The following is a 902-nucleotide window of genomic DNA, read 5'->3' as shown; positions in this document are numbered from 1 at the left end:
CTGGACTACTTGTCTTCCTTTTAGGAAACGAGGACAAAGCAAACATGAAGTTCTTCATCTTTACCTGCCTTTTGGCTGTTGCCCTTGCAAAGAATACGATGGAACATGTCTCCTCCAGTGAGGAATCTATCATCTCCCAGGAAACATATAAGCAGGAAAAGAATATGGCCATTAATCCCAGCAAGGAGAACCTTTGCTCCACATTCTGCAAGGAAGTTGTAAGGAACGCAAATGAAGAGGAATATTCTATCGGCTCATCTAGTGAGGAATCTGCTGAAGTTGCCACAGAGGAAGTTAAGATTACTGTGGACGATAAGCACTACCAGAAAGCACTGAATGAAATCAATCAGTTTTATCAGAAGTTCCCCCAGTATCTCCAGTATCTGTATCAAGGTCCAATTGTTTTGAACCCATGGGATCAGGTTAAGAGAAATGCTGTTCCCATTACTCCCACTCTGAACAGAGAGCAGCTCTCCACCAGTGAGGAAAATTCAAAGAAGACCGTTGACATGGAATCAACAGAAGTATTCACTAAGAAAACTAAACTGACTGAAGAAGAAAAGAATCGCCTAAATTTTCTGAAAAAAATCAGCCAGCGTTACCAGAAATTCGCCTTGCCCCAGTATCTCAAGACTGTTTATCAGCATCAGAAAGCTATGAAGCCATGGATTCAACCTAAGACAAAGGTTATTCCCTATGTGAGGTACCTTTAAGATTCTGGAATTAACTGCTTCTACCTGGTTATGGTTGGACTGGAAAATCTATCTTCTACAGTTTCATATCTACCACTTTACTTCATACAACCAGCATGTTTGGAGTGGTGCATCAATAAGACAAATCGCAGAGTATTTCCTGAATTATTTATACTCTCTCTGTTAGTTTATATTGAATATACTGGGTTT

1 protein-coding gene is annotated in these 902 nt (G+C 40.1%); it reads left to right on the top strand.

Features of this window, described 5'->3' with window-relative positions; all coding sequences use genetic code 11:
- Window positions 1–713: hypothetical protein (locus IEU81_RS11135; RefSeq protein WP_231957246.1), on the top strand; the 713-nt coding region annotated here is incomplete at its 5' end.
- Window positions 714–902: the final 189 nt, after the last annotated feature.

The sequence above is a fragment of the Jeotgalicoccus aerolatus genome (assembly GCF_014635205.1).
Lineage (GTDB): Bacteria > Bacillota > Bacilli > Staphylococcales > Salinicoccaceae > Jeotgalicoccus > Jeotgalicoccus aerolatus.
This window is presented reverse-complemented; position numbering and strand designations above follow the sequence as displayed.